The following is a 17,469-nucleotide window of genomic DNA, read 5'->3' as shown; positions in this document are numbered from 1 at the left end:
GACGCTCTCAGCGCGGGGCGGCGTCCGGCGCGAGCGGCGAGTTCGCCGGCAGCTCGGTGGCCTGCACCACCTTCACCGCGCGGCCTTCCTCCAGGCGGTCCAGGCCTTCGAGCACCACCGGTTCGCCCTCGGCCAGGCCCTTCGTCACCACGGTGCGCCCGCCACTGGCCGGGCCCAGCACGAGGTCGCGCACGCGGGCCTTGTTGTCGGCGATGACGTAGACGTAGCTGCCGCGCGAGCCGTGTTGCACGGCGTCGGTGGGGATGGTCACCGCGCCGGGCAACTGGCGCAGCGCCAGGCGCACGTTGACGAACTGGTTCGGAAAGAGCGCGTCGTCCGCGTTCTCGAAGCGCGCCTTCAGGCGCAGCGTGGCGGTGGCCGCGTCGATCTGGTTGTCCAGCGTGTCGAGGCGGCCGATGGCCAGGCGCTGGCGGTTGTCGCGGTCCCAGGCCTCGACCACGGCCGGGGTCTTGTCCGCGTGCGCGGCGCGCACGTCGGCCACCTGGGGCTCGGGCACGCTGAAGAGCACGGCCACGGGCTGCGTCTGCGTGAGCGTGAACAGGCCGTTGGCGTCGTTGGCGGCGATCAGGTTGCCGGCGTCCACCCGGCGCAGGCCCACGCGGCCCGCGATGGGCGCCTCGATGCGGGTGTAGGAGAGCTGCAGCCGCGCGTTGTCCACCTGCGCCTGGTCGGCCTTGAGCGTGCCGCGCAGTTGCTGCACCAGCGCGGCCTGGCGGTCCAGCTGCTGGCGGGCGATGGCATCGCGCGTGAACAGCTGTTCGTAGCGCGCGAGCTCGCTCTCGGCATTGCGCAGCTGGGCCAGGTTCTGCTGCTGCTGACCCTGAGCCTGGGCCAGCGCCACGCGCAGCGGTTCGGGGTCGATCTCGGCCAGCAACTGGCCGCGCGCCACGCGCTGGCCTTCGCGCACCAGCACGCGGGCCAGCTGGCCCGCGACGCGGCTGCGCACCACCACCGTGTTGTAGGGCGCCACGGTGCCGACGGCGCGCGCCTGCACCGTGAAGTCTTCGGTGCGGGCCGGCTCCACGCGCACCGCCACCGGGCCGCGCCACTGGCTGGGCGCGGGCGGCGGCGTCTGCGGCGGGCGCAGCAAAAACCACCAGGCCGCCGCGCCCGCGGCCAACAGCAGGCCCAGCCAGAGCAGGCCGCGCGCCCAGGAACGGTGAGACGGGAGCGCGGGCGTTCGATCGGATTCGGGCATGGGAACAGCGTGGAAAGCGCGGGCGGCACGGCGCGCGCGAGGCGCCGCGGGGCGCGTCGGGGAGGTATCGCGGCAAATGATAGCCAGTCGCAACAACTCCGGCCTGAAAGACCCGGCCGCGCGGGCGCCCTCGCCACGGCCGCGCGCGCGGGGCCCGGCCCTCAGCGGGCGTGTCCGAGCAGGTGGTCGCGAAACGCCAGGGCGATGGGGGACAGGCGCTTGCCGGCCAGGTGCACGATGCTCCATTGCGAGGCGATCGGAAAACCCTGCACGTCGAGCACCACCACGCCGTGCTCGCGCGAGTGGCCGTGCAGCGCGTGCTGCGACACCACGCCCAGGCCCAGCCCACCGGCCACCGCCTCCTTGATGGCCTCGTTGCTGCCCAGCTCCATGCGCACATCGGGCACGAAGCGCTCGGCACGGAAATGCCGGTCGCTGGCCATGCGCGTGCCCGAGCCACGCTCGCGCAGGATGAAGCGCTGCTCGGCCAGCGCGCGCAGCGCCAGGCCCTGGCCGCGGGCCAGCGGGTGGCGCGAGGCGGCGATCACGACCAGGGGATTGGCCATGAACACCTCGCCCTCGACCGCGAGGTCCGCGGGCGGCATGGACATGATGTAGAGGTCGTCGAGGTTCTCGCGCATGCGCTGCACCACGCCGTCGCGGTTGAGCACCTCCAGCGCGACGTCGATGGCCGGGTGCTTGTGGCAGAAGCGCCCCAGCAGGCGCGGCACGAAGTACTTGGCGGTGCTCACCACCGAGACCTTCAGCCGGCCGCGCGCCAGGCCCTTGGTGGCCGCCACCTGCTGGCCGAAGCTGTCCCACTCGCGCACCATGGCGCGCGCGGTCCGGGCCAGGTCGTGCCCGGCCGGCGTGAGGTGCACCTTGCGGCCGATCACCTCGTACAGCGGCAGTCCCACGGCCTCGCCGATCTCGCGCAGTTGCATGGAGGCGGTGGGCTGGGTGACGTGCATGGCCCGCGCGGCGCCGCTCACGCTGCCGGTTTCGTGCAGGGCAAGGAACAGGCGCAACTGCCGAAAACTCACGTTCATAGACTTTTCCCTATGTGAACGCCAGAACAAATCGATTTTACGAAGCATGCGGCATTGCCTAGCATGCCGGCCAACCTGGAGCTTCCCCATGACCGGCCTGCTGGACCCCGCGATCCTGTTCTTCGTTTTCGGCGTATTCGCCGGCGCCCTGCGCTCCAACCTGGAGATCCCGCCCGCCATCGGCAAATTCCTCTCGCTCTACCTGCTGATGGCGCTGGGCCTCAAGGGCGGCTTCGCGCTGGCCGCCGCGGGCCTCACGCCGGCCATGCTCGGCAGCCTGGCCGCGGCGCTGTTCATGGCCTTCCTGGTGCCCGCGCTGGGGTACGCCTTCCTGCGGCACCGCGTCTCCCACTTCGACGCCGCCGCCGTGGCCGCGGCCTACGGCTCGGTCAGCGCGGTGAGCTTCGTCGCCGCCACGCAGCACCTGGAGAACCTGGGGCTGGCGCCGGGCGGGCACATGACCGTGGCCATGGTGCTGATGGAGTCGCCCGCGATCCTGATGGCGGTGCTGCTGGCCAACGCCGCGCGCCACGCTTCGCGCGCAGCGATCGTGGTCGGCGCCGGACAGGCCGCCCTCTCACCGAGGGCCGGGGCCGGCGGCACGCCGCTGCGCGGCATCCTGCGGGAGTCCTTCACCGACGGCGCGCAGCTCCTGCTGCTGGGCTCGCTGGTGGTGGGCTGGGTCAGCGGCGACGCCGGCCGGGCCGTGATGCAGCCCTTCGCGGGCGACCTGTTCAAGGGGCTGCTGGCCTTCTTCCTGCTCGACATGGGCTTGCTGGTGGCGCGCAATTTCGCCGACGCGCGGCGCGCCTCGCCGGTGCTCATCGCTTATGCGGTCCTGGGCCCGCTGACGCACGCGGCCATCGCCCTCGCCCTGGCGCGCCTGCTCGGGCTGCCGCCGGCCGACACGGCCCTGCTGATGGTGCTGAGCGCCAGCGCGTCCTACATCGTGGTCCCCGCCGTGCTGCGGCACGCCGTGCCCGAGGCCAACCCCTCGCTCTACCTGGGCCTGTCGCTGGGCCTGACCTTCCCGCTCAACATCCTGCTGGGCATCCCGCTCTACACCTGGCTGGCGACGGCGCTCTGAGGCGGCGCCTCAGCCCAGACCGCCGGCGCGCACCCAGGCGGCGCGCGCGGCGATGGCGGCGCGCTCTTCGGGGCCGATCCGATCGAGGTGCCGGAGCTGCGGCGCCAGCCGAGGGTGCGCCGCGAAGCGCGCCGCGTGGCGCACCAGGAAGTCCCAATACAGGGTGGTGAACGGGCAGGCACGCTCACCCGTGCGCTGTCCGGGATCGAAACGGCAGCCGCGGCAATGGTCGCTCATGCGCTCGATGTAGCGGCCGGTGGCGATGTAGGGCTTGCTGGCGAGCAGGCCGCCGTCGGCGTACTGGCTCATGCCCAGCGTATTGGGCAGTTCGACCCATTCGACCGCGTCCACGTAGACGCTGAGGTACCAGGCGTGCACCTGCTTCGGCTCCACGCCGTACAGCAGCGCGAACAGGCCGGTGACCATGAGGCGCTGGATGTGGTGCGCATAGCCGTGGCGCAGCGTCTGCCCGATGGCATCGGACAGGCAGCGCATGGGCGTGTCGCCGCTCCAGTACCAGGCCGGCAACGCCCGCCGCGCGTCCAGCGCGTTGTGGTCGGCGTACGCCGGCATCTTCAGCCAGTAGACGCCGCGCACGTACTCGCGCCAGCCCAGGATCTGGCGGATGAAACCCTCGGCCGAGGCGAGGGGTACGCGCCCCGCGCGCCAGGCGCCCTCGGCGGCGGCGACCAGTTCGCGCGGATGCAGCAGCTTGAGGTTGAGCGCCGCCGAGAGCTGCGCGTGGTAGAGCCAGGGCTCACCACCCCACATCGCGTCCTGCCAGTGGCCGAAGTGCGCCAGACGCTCGTCGATGAACTGGCGCATCGCCTGCAGCGCCTGCGCGCGCGTCACGGGCCAGCCGAACGGTTCGGCCTGACCGGGATGGTCGCCGAAGCGGGCGCGCACCAGCGCGATCACCTCCGCGGTGAGCGCGTCGGGCTCGAAGCGCGCGGGCGGCGGCAAGAAGCCCGGGCCCTGCGCGCCGAAGGCCGCCCGGTTCTCGCCGTCGAGGTTCCAGACGCCGCCGCAGGGGCCGTCGCCGTCCATGAGCACGCCGTGTTCTCGCCGCATCTCGCGGTAGAAGGACTCCAGGCGCAAGCTCCGCCGCCCGCGCGCGTGCCGGGCGAAGCGCTCGGTGCTGCAGAAGAAGTGCCGGTCCTCCAGCAGATCGAGCGGCGTGTCGCCCACCGCCAGGCGCAGGGCCTGCAGCACCCGCCAGTCGCCCGGCCAGGTGAGCCGCACGCGCTGCGGGCGCCAGCGCGCGACCGCCTCGCCCAGCGCATCGGCCAGGCCGCCTTCGCGCAGGGTCTGGTAGTCGATCGGCAGGCCCCGCTCGCGCAGCGCGGCCGCGAAGTGCCGCATCGCGGCCAGGAACTGCACGATGCGCTGCTGGCTGCTCCAGACGTGCGTGCTCTCTTCGGCGGCCTCGCACATCCACACGCGGTCGCGCGTGGCGTCGAAGCCATCGAAGGCACTGCTCTGGGGATCGAGTTGGTCGCCGAGCACGACGACCAGGTGGCGGCACGGGGGGCTCATCCCGCCCACCTTACACGGCGCCCGGGCGGCGGTTCAGTCCCGCCCGCGAAACACCGGTGGCCGCCGCTCGATGAAGGCGCGCATGCCCTCGGCGAAGGACTCGCCGTCGATCAGCTCGGCCTGGCGTTCGCGCTCCAGCGCCAGCTGCTGCACCAGGTGGTTGCGCTCGCTGGCCGCGAACAGCGCGCGGGTCTCGGCGATGGCGTGCGCCGGCAGCGCGGCCAGGCGCCTGGCCAGGGCCCAGGCTTGCGGCGCCAGCGCGGCGTCGTCCACGCAGGCCCAGATCAGGCCCCAATCGGCCGCGCGCGGCGCGTCCAGCTTGTCGCCCAGCAGCGCCAGACCCAGCGCGCGAGCGCGGCCGACGGCGCGCGGCAGCGCCCAGCTCGCGCCCATGTCGGGCACGGCGCCCAGCGCGGGCACGAAGGGCAGGTAGAAGTAGGCCGAGCGCGCGGCGATCACCAGGTCGGCCGCCAGGGCCAGGCCCACGCCGCCGCCCGCCGCCACGCCGTTGACGGCGCAGACCACCGGCACGGGCAGGGACCGCAGCTCGGCCACCAGGGGGTTGCCGGTCTCGTCCAGCATCTGGCCCACCTGCGTGCCCAGCGAGCCGCGCGAGGCGTCCTTCGCGCGTTCGCTGAAGTCGTTCAGGTCGGCGCCCACGCAGAAGGCGCGACCGGCGGCGGTGAGAATGAGGGCGCGGATGGACCGGTCCTCGCGCACGCGGCGCAAGGCGTCCAGCGCGCCCTGCTGCAGCTCGGGTCTGAGGGGGTTGAGGCGATCGCCTTCGTTGAGCGTGAGCGTGGCGATGCCTTCGCGCGACTCGAACAGGACGGCAGGCTTCATGGCGGGGTCTCCCGGGCGTGTTCTTTGAAGTGGGTGCGCACCACCGCGCCGTCCAGGCGCAGCGCGTGACAGCCGCCCAGCGGCGAATGGCCACGCGCGCCAGCCGCCGCCTCGGTGTCGGCGAAATCGCCGCTGGCCCACAGCACCTGGAAGGCCGTGCTGGCCAGGGTCGGCAGCAGCTCGGTCATGTGGGTGCAGCCCGCCGTGCCGCGGAACAGGCGCTTGACCGCCAGGGTGAAGCCTGGCTCGATGCGCAGGCCCACGAGCTGTCGGTAGGCCGCCTCGACCCCGCGGCAGTCCGGGTAGGGCGCGTGGTCGCTGGACACGCGGGCGTCGACGATGCGACGCTCGCGGTCGATGGTCAGGCGCACGCGCATCTGGTGGATGGCCTGGCCCGCCGGCACCGCGCGGTGCACCAACTGCAGCGGCTGCGGCTTGGTGTCGACCAGCAGGCCGTCAAGGTCGATCAGGCCGTCCTCGCGCTCGAAGGCCTCGCACTGGATGCGTCGCAGGTGCAGCGGCCGGCGCCCGCTCATCGCACCGCCTCCGCCGCGTGCACCACGCCGGCCGCGCACAGGGCCTCGATGTCGGCGGCCGCGTAGCCGGCCCGCGCCAGCAGCGCGCGCGTGTCGGCGCCCACCACGGGGGCGCGCTGCGGCAGTTGGGCGGGCGTGCGGTCGAAGCGCGGCGCGGGCGCGGGTTGCACCACGCCGTCCTCGCCGCGCACGAAGGTGCCGCGCGCGGCGTTGTGCGGGTGCGCGGGCGCCTCGGCCATCGACAGCACGGGCGCGAAGCAGGCGTCCGTCCCCTCCAGCAGCGCGCACCAGGCGTCGCGCGTGCGGGTGCGAAACAGCGCTTCCAGCTTCCCGCGCAGCGCGGGCCATTCGCCGGCCGCCCACTGGCGCTGGAAGGCCGGGTCCTCGATGCCGCAGCGCTCGAGCAACTGGCGGTAGAACTGGGGCTCGATGGCGCCCACGGACACGTAGCGCCCGTCGGCGCATTCGTAGGTGCCGTAGAAGGGGGCCGCGCCGTCGAGGAAGTTGCTTTCGCGGCGGTCCTGCCAGAAGCCCTTGGCCATCAGCCCGTACTGGGCGCTCATCAGCAGGGCCGCGCCATCGGTCATGGCGGCATCCACCACCTGGCCCTGGCCCGATCGCTGGGCCTCGGCCAGCGCGGCCAGCACGCCCACCACCAGCAGCATGCCGCCGCCGCCGTAGTCGCCCACCAGGTTGAGCGGCGGGGCGGGCGGCCGGTCGGCCGGGCCCATGGCGTGCAGCGCGCCGCTGAGCGCGATGTAGTTGAGGTCGTGCCCGGCGGCCTGGGCCAGCGGGCCGCTCTGGCCCCAGCCCGTCATGCGGCCATAGACCAGGCGGGCGTTGCGCGCGCGGCAGGCCTCGGGGCCCAGGCCCAGCTTGTCGGCCACGCCGGGGCGAAAGCCCTCGATCAGCACGTCGGCGGATGCGACCAGCCGGAGCACGGCCTCCACGCCGCGCGGGTCCTTCGTGTTCACGGCGATCGACTGGCGGCCGCGGTCCACGATGCCGTCGTTGCGCATCAGGTCCTCCAGGCCGCCGCGCGAGGGCGGGCCTGGCAGGCGGTCGACGCGGACGACGGTGGCGCCCAGGTCGGCCAGGACCATGCAGGCGAAGGGCCCGGGGCCGATGCCCGCGAGCTCGATGACGGTGAGGTGGGCGAGCGGTCCGGGCATGGGTCACATGCGCTTGGCGACTTCTTCCAGCATCACCTCGGTGGCGCCGCCACCGATGGTGAGGATGCGCGCGTCGCGCGCCATGCGCTCCACCGGCGTGCCGGTGATGAAGCCGGTGCCGCCGTGCAGCTGCAGGCAGGTGTGCACCACCTCCTGCAGGGTCTCGGCGCCGAAGGCCTTGAGCATGGAGACCTCGCGCACCGTGTCCTTGCCCTGCTCGATCATGAGCGCGCACTGGTAGGTCAGCGCGCGCACGGCCGCGGCCTTCGAGGCCATCCAGGCCAGCTTGTTGCGCACCACCTGCTGGTCCCACAGCGACTTGCCGAAGGCCTGGCGCTGGCGCACGTAGTCCACCGTGAGCTCGATGGCGCGCGCGCAGGTGCCCGAGACCAGCGCGCCCACCACCAGGCGCTCGTTCTGGAAGGTGCCCATGATGTAGTAGAAGCCCTTGCCCTCCTCGCCCAGCAGCGCATCGGCGGGCAACTTCAGGTCGTCGAAGAACAGCTCGGCCGTGTCGGACGAGCGCCAGCCATGCTTGTCGAACTGGCGCGTGATCTTGAGGCCCGGGTTGTCCTTCTCCACGATGAACAGCGAAATGCCACGGCTGCCCTTGGCCTCGGGGTCGGTGCGCGCGGCCACGATGTAGATGTCGCCATGCACGCCGTTGGTGATGAAGGTCTTGGAGCCATTGATGAGCCAGCCGCCATCGGCCATGCGCTCGCCGCGCGTGCGCAGGCCGGCCACGTCGGAGCCGGCGCCGGGTTCGGTCACGCAGACCGCGCCGACCTTGCGGCCGGCGCAGGCGTCGGGCAGGTACTTCTGCTTCTGCTCGTGCGAGCCGCGGTGCGCGATGTGGCTGATCGACATGTCGCTGTGCACCGTGAGCGCCGAGGCCACGCCGCCGTAGCCCGAGCGCGCCAGCTCCTCGCCCAGCACCACCGAAGCCAGCGGCCCCAGGCCGCCGCCGCCGTATTCCACCGGGTGGCGCATGCCCAGGAAGCCCAGCTCGCCCAGCTCGCGGAACAGGGCGCGCGGAATCTCGCCCGAGGCCTCCCAGGCGTCGGCGAAGGGCACGATGCGTTCCCTGGAGAAGCGACGCACCTGGTCGCGCACCATGCGCAGGTCCTCATCGAGGAAGTCGGGCTCGAGGAATTCGAATTCGGTCATGTGAAGCGGCGTTGATGCGGGTCAAGGAAAACCGGGCCTTTTCCATTCATAGTCCGGCGTGTCGGTTTATTTTATGGGCGGGCGGTGGGGCCCGCAAGGCGCCTTGCTACACTCGCGCCGCTCTTTTTCGCCAGGAGGACCCATGCCGCGCATCCGTTCGGACGACTACGAAACCAAGGCCCAGGCCATCATGGATTCGGCGGCAGCCATCTTCGCGAAGGAAGGCTACCCGGCCGCCAAGATGCAGGACGTGGCCAAGGCCTGCGGCGCGACCAAGTCGATGCTGTACCACTACTTCCCCACCAAGGACGACCTGCTGTTCGCCATGCTGCAGGAACACCTGCAGCGCCTGATCGGCGCGATCGAGGAGGCCCTGGTGAGCAAGGCCAGCGCGCGCGAGCGGCTGCAGATGGTGGTGGAGGCCTACACGCAGAAGTCCGCGCAGTCGCGCCGCCGCCACATGGTGGCCATGAACGATGTGAAGTTCCTGCCCAAGGCCAAGCAGACCCCGCTGATCAACCTGCAGCGCCAGCTGACCGAACAGGTGACCCGGCTGCTGCACGACCTCAACCCCGAGTTGCCGGAGCCGGTCTACAAGCCCTACACCATGATGCTGCTGGGCATGCTGAACTGGACCGACTTCTGGTACAAGCCCTCCGGCGAGGTGAAGCCCCAGGAACTGTGCGACCGGCTGTCCCGGCTGTTCCTCAAGGGCTTCCTGGCCGAGAAGGGCTGAGCCCTCCCCGGCCCCGGGCGCTCACTGCGCCAGCTTATAGGTCGACGCCGCCGGGTCCGCCTTCAGCAAGAACAGCTTGGGCGCGGCCAGGTGGTTCTCGGCGGTGAAGCCGATCGGCGTCATCGCCCCCGTCTCCAGGTTCTTCAGCTTGGCCAGCTCCGCGTTGGTGCAGTCCGCCGTCAGGGCCTTGCCACAGCGCTCCATGGCCGTGAACAGGGCGCGGGTCGCGGCGTAGCCGGTGAAGCTGTAGCGGTTCGCGCGGCCGCGCTCCTCGGCCGTCAGGTATTTCTCCATCTTGTCCATGAAGCCCTTGGCCTCCGGCGAGCTCTCCAGGTACACGTAGTCCACCGTGTACACGTTCTCGCCGGCGCTGCCCATCATCTTGGCGCTGGCGGGCACGCGCGACACATAGGTCACGCCCACCGGAATCTTGTGGCCGATGCGCTCCAGTTCCTTGGTCATGGTGATGTTCTCGCCCAGCACGCCGCCGGCCATCAGCGCCTCGGCCCCCGACTGCTTGACCTTCAGGATCTCGGACGAAAAGTCCGACTGGCCTTTCTTGAAGATCTGGCTGGAGACCACCTGCAGCTTCTTCTCCTTGGCCACGCGCTCGAAACCGTCGCGCACGTTCTCGCCGTACTCGTCGTCTTGCGAGATCACGGCCCACTTCTTGTTCGGGTAGCGGTCCGCCATCATCGAGACCAGGCCGTACACCGCCTCGCGCATGTCGTAGCCCACGGCGAACACGTTCTTGATGGCAGGCTTGTACAGGCCCTCGTAGGTGGTGATCGGCGCCATGGCCGGCAGGCCCGACTGCTTGATGATGGACATGGCCGCCTGCGACTGCGCCGTGCCCGAGATCGAGGTGAAGGCGAAGATCTTGTCGCTGTTGACCAGCTTGCGCACGCCCTGGATCGTGCGCGAGGGCACGTAGCCGTCGTCCTCGGTGATGAGGCGCAGTTTGCGGCCGTTGATGCCACCGGCCGCGTTGGCCTCGGCCACGGCGACCTTCACGCCCAGGTTGTGGGCCACGCCCAACAGAGCGGGCGGCCCGCTCAGCGGCAGGATGTCGCCGAGCACGATCTCGGTGTCGGTCACGCCCTGCTGCTGCGCGGCGGCGCTGAAGGTGGCGGCCGCGGCCAGCAGGCCGATGGCAAGGGCGGTGAGTTGGCTGTTCATGCTGTCTCCTGTTTGTCGTTCGTGGCCGAAGCCGTTGGGTGGGGGGAAGGGAATCAGTAGCGCAGCGGCCAGTGCACCCAGGTATGGCGCAGGTCGTGCCAGATGCCGCGCAGGCCGCGCGGGTCGAAGCGCAGGAAGGCGATGATCGCGACGCCGTAGAGCACGGTCTTGATCTCGTGCGCGCTGGTGGTCATGGTGTCGGCGAGCCGACCGCCGAGGAAGGACATCAGGCTGGAGAAGACCTCGGGCAGCGTCACGATGAACACCGTGCCCAGCACCGCGCCCAGCACCGAGCCGATGCCGCCCACGATGACGATGGCCAGGGCCTCGATGCTCAGCAGAAAGGGATAGCCCTCGACCGATACGAAGCTCATGTAGATGGCCATGAGGCCGCCCGCCAGGCCGGTGAGCGCTGCGCTGATGAGAAAGGCCAGCAGCTTGTAGTGCACCAGGCTGATGCCCATGGTGCGAGCCGCGATGTCGTTGTCGCGCACGGCCACCAGGGCGCGGCCCGCGTAGGAGCGGCGCAGGTTGAGCACGGCCAGCACGGCCAGCGCGCACACGCCCAGGCAGAACCAGTAGAAGGCGCGGTCGCTGGACAGGTCCATGCCCAGCACCACCGGGCGGTCGACCATGATGCCGCTGCCGCCACCGGTGAGCTCGCCGCCGGCCAGGATGCCCGCCGTCACGATGTGCGCGAAGGCCAGCGTGGTGATGGCCAGGTACAGCCCGTGCAGCCGCAGCGAAGGAATGCCCACGATGAGCCCGAACAGCGCCGGCAGCGCCGCCGACAGCAGCAGCGCGACCTCCGCCGGCAGGCCCCAGCGCGTGACCGCGATGGCGTAGGCATAGCCACCCAGCATGAGGAAGCCCACGTGGCCGAGCGAGATCAGGCCGGTGAAGCCGGTCAACACCATCAGCCCCAGCGCGCCCACGGTGGTGAACAGGATGACGGTCAGGTGCGACAGCATGAAGTTGCCGAGCACGAAGGGCGCGAGCGCGAGTGCGGCGAGCAACGCCACCGTCCACCCCTTGACCGCTGGCGAGTCCGTCAGGACGACCAGCTCGCCATAGCTTTGCTTGAAGAAACCGCTGCGCATCAGACCCTCTCGATCCGTTTTTCGCCGAACAGCCCGAAGGGCCGCACCATGAGCACCACCAGGATCAGCAGGAACCCGGCGATCTCCTTGAGCGTGCTGGGCAGGTAGCCGCCGACCAGGTTCTCCAGCACGCCGATGAACAGGCCGCTGAAGGCCGAGCCCAGCACCGAGTCGAAGCCGCCCAGCACCGTGGCCGGGAAGGCCTTCAGGCCGATCTCGTAGATGGTGGGCGCCAGGCCGTAGATGACCGCGAAGAAGGCGCCGGCCAGGCCCGCCAGGCCCGAGGCCGAGGCCCATGCCACGGCCTGCACGCGCGCGGTGGACACGCCCATGAGCCGCGCGGTCTTCTCGTCCGCCGCCACCGCCCGCATGGCCACGCCGAAGCGGCTGTGGCGCAGGAAGAACCAGAAGCCGCCGATGGCGACCAGCAGTGCCGCGATCACCGTGAGCTGGCTCGCGCGCAGCCCGATGTCGCCCAGGTGAACGATGGTGTCGGCGCCCTCCACGTTGAACTTGTGCGGCGCGGCGCCCCAGATCAGCGTCACCAGGGCGCGCAGCACCACCGCCAGGCCCACGGTCACCAGCACCACCGACAGCACCGGCTCGCCGAGCATGGGCCGCATGATGAGGCGCTCGCAGACCAGGCCCAGGGCCGCGCCCACGGCCACCGCCACCACGATGGTGGACACCGCGTCGGTGCCCAGCGCCGTGGCGATGGACCAGGAGGTGTAGGCGGTGAGCATGCCCATCTCGCCCTGGGCGAAGTTGACGATGCCGGTGGCCTTGAAGATGACCGCGAAGCTCATGGCCACCAGGCCATAGATCGCGCCGATGGCCAGCCCGGAGACGACCAGTTCGATGAAGTAGTTCATTCGGAAACCTCCGCGCGACGCGCTGCGGTGAGGGCCCTTGCGGGCGGCCGTGCGGGGCTCATGACGCGCCTCCATAGATCTGTTCGAGCTCGCGCGCGAACTTCTTGTTGATGAGGCCGCGGCGCACCTTCTGCGTCGCCGTGAGTTCGCCGTCGTCGTGGTCCAGCTCCTTTTCCAGGAGCACGAACTTGCGGATGTTCTCCACGCGGGCGAACTTCGAGTTCACCTCGTCCACCACCTGCTGGATGAGCTCTCGCACCTCGCCCATCTGCGTGAGCGACTTGAAGGTGGTGTAGGGCAACTCGCGCTCGGCGGCCCAGCGGCCCACGCTGTCGAAGTCGATCTGTATCAGGCCGCCGAGGAACTTGCGGCCCTCGCCCACCACGATGGCCTCGCGCACGAAGGGGCTGTCCTTGAGCGCGTTCTCGATCTCCGACGGCGCGATGTTCTTGCCGCCGCTGGTGATGATGATGGCCTTCTTGCGGTCGACCACGGCGATCTCGTCCGTCGCGCGCACCTCGACGATGTCGCCGCTGGCGAGCCAGCCGTCCGGCGCCAGGATGTCCTGGGTGCCCTTGTCGTCGAACAAGTAGCCCTGGAACACGCCCGGTGATCGCACGAACACCTCGCCGTCTTCGCCCACGCGCCATTCCACGCCTGGCATGGCCGGCCCACAGCTGCCCGGCACGAACGGCCGCCCCGGCACCTGAACGAAGGCCAGGCCGCCGGCCTCGGTGAGGCCATACCCCTGGCCCACGGGCAGGCCGATGACGTCGAAAAACTTGAGCGTTTCAGGCGAGACCGAGGCGCCGCCACACATGCGGGTGTGTGTGCGGTTCAGGCCCATGTGGCGCTGCATGTTGCGAAACAGCAGCAGGTACCAGAAGCCGAATTCGAACCGATCGCCCAGGGACACCAGCCGCCCGCGCACGGCGCGCCGGTCCGACAGCGCGCGCCCGCGCTTCATGCCCACGCGGTACAGCCAGCGCTGTACGCGGCCGCTGTCCTTCATGCGGAACTCGAAGTGCTGCTGCAGCTTCTCCCAGATGCGCGGCACGCCCAGGAAGAAGGTGGGCGCGATCTCCCGGATATTGGCCGACACCGTGTCGATGGATTCGGCGAAGTTCACGCAACCGCCGGTGAGCAGGTGCAGCACCGTGGAGTAGCCGCGCTCGGCCACGTGGCACAGCGGCAGGTAGCACACCGACTCGAAGCGCTTGTCCACCATCTGGCGCGCCGCCGCATAGGAGTAGGCCGCGAAGATGAAGTTGCGGTGCGTGAGCATGGCGCCCTTGGGCGGCCCGGTGGTGCCCGAGGTGTAGACGAGGATGTTCACGTCGTCGGGCACCAGAGCGTCGATGCTCCGATCCAGGCGCTGCTCGGCCAGCGGGTCCTCCTGAATCAACTGGTCGCCCAGCGCCATCAGGTGCTCGTAGCTGTGGGGCTCGCCCGGCGCGTAGCGGCGCAGGCCCTTCATGTCGACGCAGAAGATGTGCCGCAGGTGCGGCAGGCCGGGGCCTGCCTTCATGGCGTCGAGCACCTTGTCGGTCTGCTCCTGGTCGCCGGTGATCGCCACCTTGGCCTGGCAGTGGCCCGCGATGTACTGCACCTCTGCCCAGGGGTTGGTGGGATAGATGCCCACCACCTGCACGCCCAGCATCTGGGCGCCCAGATCGGCGTAGAACCACTCGGGGATGTCTTCTGACGCGATGACGATGCGGTCGCCGCGCTGCAGGCCCAGCTTCATGAGGCCCAGGGCCGTTCGGCGCGCGTCGCGGTAGTAGTCGGCCCAGGTGCGGCCGCGCCAGATGCCTTGCACCTTTTCGCGCAGGGCCACCTGCTGGCCGCGCTCCCGCGCGCGCAGGCGCAGCAGGCCGGGCAGCGTTCCCTCGCCACGCAGCAGCGTCTGATGGTCAAGCATGCGCGCCCTCCTCGCCGAGGTAGGCGGCCAGCACGGCCGGGTTGGCGGCCACCTCGGCCGGCGTGCCTTCGGCGATCAGGCAGCCGAAGTCCAGCACATAGACGCGGTCGGACAGGTCCATCACCACCTGCATGTCGTGTTCGATCATGAGCACCGCGATACCGAACTCGTCGCGGATGTCGAGCGTGAAGCGCGCGATGTCTTCCTTTTCCTCGCGGTTCATGCCCGCGACGATTTCGTCCAGCAGCAGCAGGCTGGGCTCGCAGGCCAGGGCCCGGCCCAGCTCCACGCGCTTTTGCTGGCCGTAGGCGAGCTGGCTCACCGGCTTGTCGCGCAGCTCTTCGATCTCGAGGAATTCGATGATGCGTTCCACCTTTTCGCGCGCGGCAATCTCCTCGCGGCGCGAGCGGCCCCAGAAGGCCAGCGCTTCCCACACCGGGTAGCGAAAGTGGATGTGCCGGCCCACCAGCAGGTTCTCCACCACCGTGCCATGGCGGAACAGCGCCAGGTTCTGGAAGGTGCGGCCGATGCCCAGGTTCGCGAACTGGTGCGACTTCAGGCCCGCGGTGTCGCGGCCCTGGAAGACGATCCGGCCCTCGCTGGGGGGCAGCACGCCGCTCACCAGGTTGAAGGTGGTGGTCTTGCCCGCGCCGTTGGGGCCGATCAGGCTCACGATCTCGCCCGGCATCACCTTCAGGCTCACCTCGTTGACGGCCTTCACGCCGCCGAAGCGCTTGGAGATGCGCGTGGCCTCGAGCACGGGGGTCTGCTGCGCGGCGCTCATGACAGCCACCTCTTGCGGCGCTTGTAGTGCTTCACGTCTTTCATGCTGGTGCGGCCGGGCTGAGAGCTCAGGCCCAGGTAGAACTCGCGCACGTCGGCGTTGCGGCGCAGCTGCTCGCTGGTGCCGTCGAGCACCACGCGGCCGTTCTCCATGATGTAGGCGTAGTCGGCGATGGCCAGCGCGCGGCTGGCGTTCTGCTCGACCAGCAGGATGGTCAGGCCGGTGGTCTCGCGCAGCGTCTGGATGCAGCGGAAGATCTCGCTCACCACCAGCGGCGCCAGGCCCAGCGAGGGCTCGTCGAGCGCGAGCACCTTGGGCCGGCTCATCAGCGCGCGGCCAATGGCCACCATCTGCTGCTCGCCACCCGAGAGGTAGCCCGCGGTGGTCTGGCGCATCTCGGCCAGGCGCGGAAACAGCGCGAACACCTCGTCGCGCGTCTGCGCCAGGTGGGCGGCGCTCTGCAGGTGGGCGCCGGTGATCAGGTTTTCCTCGACCGTGAGGGTCTGGAACAGGCGCCGGCCTTCCGGCACCTGCACCATGCCCTGGCGAACGATGGCCGGCGCGGGGTCTTTCTCGACCGCGCGGCCACCGAGCAGGATGCTGCCCTTCTCGATGACGCCGTCCTCGGCGTCGAGCACGCCCGACACGGCCTTGAGCACGGTGGACTTGCCGGCGCCATTGGAGCCCAGCAGGGCCACGATCTGGCCGGGGCGCACCTCGAGGGAGACGTCGCGCACGGCCTCGATGGCGCCGCCGTAGACGACCTGGATGTTGTGGATGGCCAGCGCGGGCGCGGGCGATGCGCTGGCGGCGGTATGGGGTGTCATGGGTGTCTCTGTTCCTCTCCCGCGCATCGCTGCGCGGAAGGAGGTCACTCCTTAATAATTAGTCCGTCGCGTCGGTCTTTAATTGACGCGAATTATGGTGCCTGGTTCCTGTCGACTCCCTGGGGAATACCCTAGATGGCGGGGACCGCCGAGGCGGTCTGCAGAAGGTCTTTCAGCGGCACCGACTCGTCGGCCAGGCGCGCCGCATCCACCGTGCAGGCCTGCGCCAGCGCGCGCTTGGCCAGCATGAAATCGGCGGGCCGGTTGATCGCGTCCACGGCCAGCAGGCGCTCGCCTGCCACATAGAAGGCGCTGAACGACTGCGTGGCCGGGTCGCCGCGCAGCACGCAGCGATCATGGCCCTGCGACAGGCCCGCCATCTGCAACTTGAGCGCGTACTGGTCGGACCAGAACCAGGGCACGGCGCGGTTCGGCCTGGGCTTGCCGCCCAGCCAGGACCCGGCCGCGCGCGCCTGCTCCAGCGCGTTCGGCACCGACTCGATGCGCAGCTCGCGGCCGTAGAGGCTGCTGAACTGCAGCGTGCAATCGCCGGCCGCCAGTACGTCCGGATCGCGCGTGCGCGAGAACTCGTCCACCGCAATGCCGCCCTCTTGCGCCAGCCCGGCGGCGCGCGCGGCCTCCACGTTGGCCAGCATGCCCAGGCCAGCCACCACCAGGTCCACCGGCAGGCGCGCGCCGTCGCGGCAGACCACGGCGCGAACCCTGTCGTCCTCCACCTCGACCGAGGCCAGCTCGGTGCCGGTGCGCAGGTCCACGCCGGCGGCGCGGTGCACGCGCTCGTAGAAGGCCGAGACGTCCGGACCCGCGACGCGCGCGAGCACGCGCGGCTGCAGTTCCAGCAGCGTGACCTCGGCGCCCAGGCCGCGCGCCGAGGCCGCCACCTCCAGCCCGACATAGCCGCCGCCGATGATCAACACCCGCGCGCCGGGCCGCAGCTGGGCGCGGATGCCTTCGGCGTCGGCCATGCTGCGCAGGTAGTGCAGGTTGCGGGGCCGCTGGCCCGGCGCCAGCCCGGCGCAGGACAGGGGCCGGGGCCGCCCGCCGGTGCACAGCGCCAGCTTGTCGTAGGCCAGGGCGCTGCCGTCGGCCAGCACGAGGCGGCGGCTCGCGCGGTCGATGGCCTGCATGCGCGCGCCGGTCATCAGCTCAACCCGGGCCGCGTCGTAGGCGCTGCGCGGGCGCAGCAGCAGGCCGTCGGCGTCCACCTGGCCGGCCAGCCAGGCCTTGGACAGGGGCGGACGCTGGTAGGGCAGCACGGATTCCTCGCCCAGCAGGGTGATGCGGCCGGCCCAGCCGTTCTGTCGCGCCGACACCGCGAGCTCGCTGCCGGCGTGGCCCGCGCCCACAATCACCAGATGCTTGTGCGAAGTCTCCATGCTTACCCTGATGAGTGGTTGATCCAGGTCAATATATAGTCCGT

General features: G+C 70.6%; 16 protein-coding genes. 2 read left to right on the top strand and 14 right to left on the bottom strand.

Features of this window, described 5'->3' with window-relative positions; genetic code table 11:
- Positions 1–7: 7 nt before the first annotated feature.
- Both DY262_RS16425 and DY262_RS16420 read right to left on the bottom strand, forming a co-directional pair.
- Positions 8–1,219 (bottom strand): efflux RND transporter periplasmic adaptor subunit, encoded by a 1,212-nt coding sequence (locus tag DY262_RS16425; RefSeq protein WP_116960190.1) that lies wholly within the window; start codon positions 1,217–1,219, stop codon positions 8–10.
- A gap of 161 nt (positions 1,220–1,380) precedes the next feature.
- Entirely contained in the window at positions 1,381–2,268 is an 888-nt protein-coding gene (locus DY262_RS16420) for a LysR family transcriptional regulator (protein ID WP_116960189.1), read from the bottom strand.
- Between the two features lie 88 nt (positions 2,269–2,356).
- Here DY262_RS16420 and DY262_RS16415 point away from each other — a divergent pair, with 88 nt between their 5' ends.
- Positions 2,357–3,355, top strand: a complete 999-nt coding sequence (locus tag DY262_RS16415; protein WP_116960188.1) for a sodium-dependent bicarbonate transport family permease — start codon at positions 2,357–2,359, stop codon at positions 3,353–3,355.
- A gap of 9 nt (positions 3,356–3,364) precedes the next feature.
- Here the strand turns inward: DY262_RS16415 and DY262_RS16410 are convergent, their stop codons facing one another.
- From DY262_RS16410 to DY262_RS16390, 5 genes are read right to left on the bottom strand one after another with little or no spacing between them, the layout of a single operon-like run.
- Complete coding sequence (locus DY262_RS16410) at positions 3,365–4,891, bottom strand: cryptochrome/photolyase family protein (RefSeq protein WP_116960187.1); 1,527 nt, start codon at positions 4,889–4,891, stop codon at positions 3,365–3,367.
- Between the two features lie 33 nt (positions 4,892–4,924).
- On the bottom strand, positions 4,925–5,734 hold the full coding sequence (locus DY262_RS16405) for an enoyl-CoA hydratase-related protein (RefSeq protein WP_116960186.1): 810 nt from the start codon (positions 5,732–5,734) through the stop codon (positions 4,925–4,927).
- On the bottom strand, positions 5,731–6,270 hold the full coding sequence (locus DY262_RS16400; protein ID WP_116960185.1) for a DUF2889 domain-containing protein: 540 nt from the start codon (positions 6,268–6,270) through the stop codon (positions 5,731–5,733). The genes DY262_RS16405 and DY262_RS16400 overlap by 4 nt, the downstream gene beginning before the upstream one ends.
- The gene (locus DY262_RS16395) at positions 6,267–7,442 is read right to left on the bottom strand and encodes a CaiB/BaiF CoA transferase family protein (protein ID WP_116960184.1); all 1,176 of its coding nucleotides are present in this window, start codon (positions 7,440–7,442) and stop codon (positions 6,267–6,269) included. The genes DY262_RS16400 and DY262_RS16395 overlap by 4 nt, the downstream gene beginning before the upstream one ends.
- A gap of 3 nt (positions 7,443–7,445) precedes the next feature.
- The gene (locus DY262_RS16390; RefSeq protein WP_116960183.1) at positions 7,446–8,609 is read right to left on the bottom strand and encodes an acyl-CoA dehydrogenase family protein; all 1,164 of its coding nucleotides are present in this window, start codon (positions 8,607–8,609) and stop codon (positions 7,446–7,448) included.
- A 142-nt stretch (positions 8,610–8,751) separates the two neighbouring features.
- Between DY262_RS16390 and DY262_RS16385 the strand changes: the two genes are divergently transcribed.
- A complete protein-coding gene (locus tag DY262_RS16385) occupies positions 8,752–9,345 on the top strand; it encodes a TetR/AcrR family transcriptional regulator (RefSeq protein WP_070399268.1) in 594 nt (197 codons plus the stop codon).
- 21 nt (positions 9,346–9,366) lie between these two features.
- On the opposite strand, the gene DY262_RS16380 is transcribed toward DY262_RS16385, so the two are convergent.
- The 7 genes from DY262_RS16380 to DY262_RS16350 all read right to left on the bottom strand — a co-directional run bounded on the left by DY262_RS16380 (position 9,367) and on the right by DY262_RS16350 (position 17,425).
- On the bottom strand, positions 9,367–10,524 hold the full coding sequence (locus tag DY262_RS16380; RefSeq protein WP_116960181.1) for an ABC transporter substrate-binding protein: 1,158 nt from the start codon (positions 10,522–10,524) through the stop codon (positions 9,367–9,369).
- Between the two features lie 53 nt (positions 10,525–10,577).
- Complete coding sequence (locus DY262_RS16375; protein ID WP_116960180.1) at positions 10,578–11,624, bottom strand: branched-chain amino acid ABC transporter permease; 1,047 nt, start codon at positions 11,622–11,624, stop codon at positions 10,578–10,580.
- On the bottom strand, positions 11,624–12,496 hold the full coding sequence (locus DY262_RS16370) for a branched-chain amino acid ABC transporter permease (protein ID WP_116960179.1): 873 nt from the start codon (positions 12,494–12,496) through the stop codon (positions 11,624–11,626). The genes DY262_RS16375 and DY262_RS16370 overlap by 1 nt, the downstream gene beginning before the upstream one ends.
- A 58-nt stretch (positions 12,497–12,554) precedes the next feature.
- On the bottom strand, positions 12,555–14,417 hold the full coding sequence (locus DY262_RS16365; protein ID WP_116960178.1) for an AMP-dependent synthetase/ligase: 1,863 nt from the start codon (positions 14,415–14,417) through the stop codon (positions 12,555–12,557).
- Positions 14,410–15,201, bottom strand: a complete 792-nt coding sequence (locus tag DY262_RS16360; RefSeq protein WP_116960177.1) for an ABC transporter ATP-binding protein — start codon at positions 15,199–15,201, stop codon at positions 14,410–14,412. Before DY262_RS16360 ends, DY262_RS16365 begins: the two co-directional genes overlap by 8 nt.
- Entirely contained in the window at positions 15,198–16,028 is an 831-nt protein-coding gene (locus DY262_RS16355; protein ID WP_116960176.1) for an ABC transporter ATP-binding protein, read from the bottom strand. Before DY262_RS16355 ends, DY262_RS16360 begins: the two co-directional genes overlap by 4 nt.
- A 131-nt stretch (positions 16,029–16,159) precedes the next feature.
- The gene (locus tag DY262_RS16350; RefSeq protein WP_116960175.1) at positions 16,160–17,425 is read right to left on the bottom strand and encodes an NAD(P)/FAD-dependent oxidoreductase; all 1,266 of its coding nucleotides are present in this window, start codon (positions 17,423–17,425) and stop codon (positions 16,160–16,162) included.
- Between the last annotated feature and the right edge of the window lie 44 nt (positions 17,426–17,469).

The organism is Hydrogenophaga borbori (genome assembly GCF_003417535.1).
GTDB lineage: Bacteria > Pseudomonadota > Gammaproteobacteria > Burkholderiales > Burkholderiaceae_C > Hydrogenophaga > Hydrogenophaga borbori.
Note: the sequence above shows the minus strand (reverse complement) of the source record. Positions and strands in the feature narration are given on the sequence as shown.

Coding starts and splice junctions, on each gene's coding strand:
- DY262_RS16350 (WP_116960175.1), bottom strand. CDS start 17,425: ATGGAGACTTCGCACAAGCATCTGGTGATTGTGGGCGCGGGCCACGCC.
- DY262_RS16425 (WP_116960190.1), bottom strand. CDS start 1,219: ATGCCCGAATCCGATCGAACGCCCGCGCTCCCGTCTCACCGTTCCTGG.
- DY262_RS16390 (WP_116960183.1), bottom strand. CDS start 8,609: ATGACCGAATTCGAATTCCTCGAGCCCGACTTCCTCGATGAGGACCTG.
- DY262_RS16355 (WP_116960176.1), bottom strand. CDS start 16,028: ATGACACCCCATACCGCCGCCAGCGCATCGCCCGCGCCCGCGCTGGCC.
- DY262_RS16365 (WP_116960178.1), bottom strand. CDS start 14,417: ATGCTTGACCATCAGACGCTGCTGCGTGGCGAGGGAACGCTGCCCGGC.
- DY262_RS16405 (WP_116960186.1), bottom strand. CDS start 5,734: ATGAAGCCTGCCGTCCTGTTCGAGTCGCGCGAAGGCATCGCCACGCTC.
- DY262_RS16375 (WP_116960180.1), bottom strand. CDS start 11,624: ATGCGCAGCGGTTTCTTCAAGCAAAGCTATGGCGAGCTGGTCGTCCTG.
- DY262_RS16370 (WP_116960179.1), bottom strand. CDS start 12,496: ATGAACTACTTCATCGAACTGGTCGTCTCCGGGCTGGCCATCGGCGCG.
- DY262_RS16395 (WP_116960184.1), bottom strand. CDS start 7,442: ATGCCCGGACCGCTCGCCCACCTCACCGTCATCGAGCTCGCGGGCATC.
- DY262_RS16385 (WP_070399268.1), top strand. CDS start 8,752: ATGCCGCGCATCCGTTCGGACGACTACGAAACCAAGGCCCAGGCCATC.
- DY262_RS16420 (WP_116960189.1), bottom strand. CDS start 2,268: ATGAACGTGAGTTTTCGGCAGTTGCGCCTGTTCCTTGCCCTGCACGAA.
- DY262_RS16415 (WP_116960188.1), top strand. CDS start 2,357: ATGACCGGCCTGCTGGACCCCGCGATCCTGTTCTTCGTTTTCGGCGTA.
- DY262_RS16380 (WP_116960181.1), bottom strand. CDS start 10,524: ATGAACAGCCAACTCACCGCCCTTGCCATCGGCCTGCTGGCCGCGGCC.
- DY262_RS16410 (WP_116960187.1), bottom strand. CDS start 4,891: ATGAGCCCCCCGTGCCGCCACCTGGTCGTCGTGCTCGGCGACCAACTC.
- DY262_RS16360 (WP_116960177.1), bottom strand. CDS start 15,201: ATGAGCGCCGCGCAGCAGACCCCCGTGCTCGAGGCCACGCGCATCTCC.
- DY262_RS16400 (WP_116960185.1), bottom strand. CDS start 6,270: ATGAGCGGGCGCCGGCCGCTGCACCTGCGACGCATCCAGTGCGAGGCC.